The sequence below is a fragment of the Gemmobacter sp. genome (assembly GCF_016792925.1).
In the GTDB taxonomy this organism is placed as follows: Bacteria; Pseudomonadota; Alphaproteobacteria; order Rhodobacterales; family Rhodobacteraceae; genus Gemmobacter.
The window spans coordinates 1-3327 of the sequence record NZ_JAEULU010000328.1; the positions used below are offsets into that span (position 1 = coordinate 1).

The window sequence follows — 3327 nt, forward strand, 5'->3', positions numbered from 1 at the left end:
TACAACCATCGACGACCCCACACTGCCCATGGCGGCCAACCGCCTGCCGTGGTCTACTTCAACAGCATCGAAACCGATCAGCAGGCGCAGGCGGTAGCTTAAATATCCCCGAAAACTGTCCAAGGATCGGGGAGTAGCTCACTGATCAGCCCGTGCAGAGCGGCGTGGGCGTAGACAAAGGTGTCCAGCGCTTCGTTACGTTCGCCGTCGCGCTTCGGCTGCCAGGAGCGGATAGGGCGGCCACACTCGAAGCGGGTTACGACGCGCTCGGCGGTCAGTTGGCGGAAGTAGTCGGCGTCGAGGCGGCGGGGGAAGTGGATGGCGCCGGGGCCAGGCTCAGACAGTTTCGGGCGGGCGTAGACAGCGTCCTTCACCGTGTCCACGCCGATGATGAACAGCGGGATCTTGCCCTTGTTGATGCGGGTGGTGCGGCGCGGCCACACTGGAATGCCGGGCCCGCCGCGGCCCTTGATCGCCCAGATGCGGCGGGCGAGGCGGGTGCGGCAGAATTCGTAGGCCATCTTGGTGTGGTGGCCGCCGGTATCGATGGCGGTGGCGCGCACAGGCAACTCGCCCCAGGTGCCGTTTAGCACGCCATCGAGATCGGACCAGAGGCGCGGGCCCGAAGGATCGCCCCAGAGCACGCGGTAGTCGATGACCCATGCCTCCTCGTCACGGCCCCAGCCGACGATCTGCACCTCGATCCGGTCGCCCTGCACATCGACGCCTGCGGTCAGCACCGCCACGCCGGGGGCGAGGTTGCTGCCCCAGTCCTCGCGCCGCGCCATCAACGGATCGGCGGGAACGGTGTCGCCCACCTGATCCTCCCAGGGTTCGCCCAGCTTGGTGTTCACCCAGACCTGCAGGCGCGCGGGATCCTTGCGGACGCGGGCATGTTCTTGCGCGATCTCGGCCCAAGTTTCCCATGGCGAATAGAGCGACGACAGGTGGAACCGCGCCGTGCGGCCATCGCCCGGCGCGGTCGCGCGCCATTCGCCAGCGGCCAGCAGGCGGGGCTGCTCGTGATGCGCGCCGCCGCAGATCGCAGACCAGATAGGCGGTGTCGCGCTGCCCCTCTGGCCAGCGGATGCGCGCCCAAGTGATCGGGACCATGTCGCGGCAATGCTGACAGGGGACGTGGAAATACCGCTGGTCGCTGTCGAGGAAGGCCGCCTCGATCCGCGAATGGCCCTTCAGCGTGGGCGTCGCGACCATGTAGATCTTGCGCCGTCCCCAGAAGGTCGTGGTGCGCTGGATGGCTAGATCGACGGGATCGCCTTCGCCGTCGGCGTCGCCAGGATAGCCGTCCACCTCGTCGAGGAATAGGTAGCGCACGGGCGTGGATCGCAGCCCCAATGCGCTGTTTGCACCGGTCATCACCAGCTGGACGCTAGGGAAAGATTTGCGGAACAGGCTGTTCCCGGCGTCCCGCGACCTTGGGGCCGCGACCAGATCGCGCAGGGCAGGAGTGGCCTCGATCAGCGGGTCGATGCGGACGGTGGTGTTGCGCCGGACCATGTCGAGCGAGTGCATTACCAACATGGCGATGCCGGGCGCGTTCTGGATGATGTAGCCCAGCCAGTTCAGCCCGGCTTCTGACCCGCCGGTCTGCGCGCCCTTCATCAGCACGACCCGTTCATAGGGGCTTGAGGTAGACAGGGCGTCCATCACCGCGCGTAGGTAGGGCGTGCGGTCCGTGCGCCAGCGCCTAGGTTCCGCCGAGGTGGGCGGCAGGATGCGATGCCGGTCGGCCCAGTCCGAGACCTGGATCGGTGGCTCCGGGCGGATGCCGCGCCGCAAGGCGAAGTCGATGTCAGGCACCATCGCTGTCTTGTGAGGCCGAGGCACTGCGGCTGTTGCTCGCCTGTCTCGCCAGCACCGCGAAGCGAGGGTAGCCGTGCAGATTGCGGCCTTCGGCCTCAGCACCGCCTTTGGCACCGGCTGAGCGCTATACCCGGCTGGGGAACTGCGAACACACAAAAAACATGCACCAATAATTCAACCAAAAGGGTACTTGCCGGAAGTTCAGGAGCGTCCCATAGTGGCTGGAACCAGCTTTCATTCAGGTAGTTTTTTTTGAGCTTTCGCTTTATCCACACCGCAGATCTTCATCTCGATGCCCCATTGAAGGCAATTGCCCTGCGCGATCCTGATCTGGCGCATCAGGTCGGCGTCGCGTCGCGCACCGCCTTTTCCCGTGTCATTGACCTTTGCATCGAAGAAGATGTCGCATTCCTGCTGATCGCGGGCGACCTCTGGGATGGGACATACAGTTCAACCAAAACTCCTCGCTTCCTAAAGCAGGAACTTTTGCGACTGCAAGGCGCAGGGATCCGCTGCTTTGTTATCCGAGGCAACCATGATGCCCTTGCCCGTCAGACAGGTGAGCTGGACCTGCCGCAAAACACGCATCTCTTCGGGGCGCGGGCCGCAACGGTCGAACTGGAGGCGGGCGATCAGCAGATCGCCATTCACGGGCTGAGCTTCCGTGACCCCCATGCCCCGGAAAGCCTGTTGCCGCGCTACCCTGCGCCAAAATCCGGCGCCTTCAACATCGGCATGATGCATACCAGTCTGAATGGAAGCCCCGGCCATGACAATTATGCGCCTTGCAGCCTCGCCGAGCTAGAGGCGCATGGGTATGATTACTGGGCGCTCGGCCATATCCATCGCCGTGCAGAGCATCTTGGGCGGGCGACGATCGTCATGCCCGGCATCCCGCAGGGGCGTGACATCGGTGAAGCGGGGGCGACCTCTGTAACTCTTGTTTCGGTGGCAGAAGACCACAGTGTCACGGTGGAACAACGTGCGGTCGCCTGTCTCCGGTTTGACCGGGTCATGCTGGATTGCACAGGGATTTCCGACTGGACCGATCTGCTGGCGGCGCTGGACCAGGTGATCCGCATGACTGGCAGGATAGAACGCTCCGAGGAGCACCTGGTGATCCGCCCTCAGCTGCATGGCGCCACGCCACTTGCCTGGCGGATTGCCCGCGACATCGACCGTCTGACGGAAGAGGTGCGTGCCTTTGCGGCACTTGCCGGGCTCTGGATCGACAAGCTGGAATTACGGGTTGTCGAGGCACAGGATGCAGGCATCTCTGCGGCAACCCATCTGCCCGAAGACCTGGTGCAAACTGTCTTGGTGGACCTCCCGCAGGATCCCGCACTTACCCGTGCAGTGCAGGCCGCCGCGCAGGAGTTCTTGCGTGACCTCCCCGCCGAATTGCGGGACTTTTTTGGGCAGAGTGAGGCAGACATGGCGCAGCGTTGCCAGAATCTTCTGGCTCAGGGCGCACCGCTGGTGCTGGCTGGGCTAAGCTTGGAC

General features: G+C 64.2%; 2 protein-coding genes and 1 pseudogene. 1 reads left to right on the forward strand and 2 read right to left on the reverse strand.

Going from position 1 to position 3327, the window contains the following annotated elements; all coding sequences use genetic code 11:
* Positions 1-98: 98 nt before the first annotated feature.
* Both JNN06_RS16155 and JNN06_RS16160 read right to left on the reverse strand, forming a co-directional pair.
* The gene (locus tag JNN06_RS16155; RefSeq protein WP_366812969.1) at positions 99-1187 is read right to left on the reverse strand and encodes a terminase gpA endonuclease subunit; all 1089 of its coding nucleotides are present in this window, start codon (positions 1185-1187) and stop codon (positions 99-101) included.
* Positions 1099-1824, reverse strand: a pseudogene (locus JNN06_RS16160) (phage terminase large subunit family protein); the annotation flags it as partial. The gene JNN06_RS16155 and the pseudogene JNN06_RS16160, both read right to left, overlap by 89 nt.
* A 252-nt stretch (positions 1825-2076) precedes the next feature.
* Here JNN06_RS16160 and JNN06_RS16165 point away from each other — a divergent pair.
* On the forward strand, positions 2077-3327 hold a 1251-nt coding region (locus tag JNN06_RS16165; protein ID WP_291240622.1), incomplete at its 3' end, for a DNA repair exonuclease.